Consider the following 308-nt stretch of genomic DNA (forward strand, 5'->3'; position numbering starts at 1 on the left):
GGAGAAGTATTCCAACAGCTACCGGCAGTTTGATCACCAGTAGCGCCAATGGTAGTATATGCTGCATCAGCTGAACAGCTATTTATGGTAGAAGTCACGTCAATAGCACCTTCGTAGAAGTCATAATCAGCAGCATCGCTAAGACAGAGTGTAAACGTGCCTCGATATCCACTATAGTTATTATCTACAGAGATGTAGTAGGTGTTGCCTGGCGTGAGGCCCAGAGCGGTAGCGGAAACATCATCATCGTTATTTACATATCGGTTACAGGCCACTTCTGTGGTTCCGTCATTCTCCCAGATAGCGAT

The 308-nt window shown here is 46.1% G+C and carries 1 protein-coding gene; it reads right to left on the reverse strand.

Translation table 11 applies throughout. The features are described 5' to 3' along the window. Positions 1–308: hypothetical protein (locus E1176_RS19985; protein WP_185152440.1), on the reverse strand; the 308-nt coding region annotated here is incomplete at both ends.

Origin of the sequence: Fulvivirga aurantia, from assembly GCF_009711475.1 — a bacterium.
In the GTDB taxonomy this organism is placed as follows: domain Bacteria; phylum Bacteroidota; class Bacteroidia; order Cytophagales; family Cyclobacteriaceae; genus Fulvivirga; species Fulvivirga aurantia.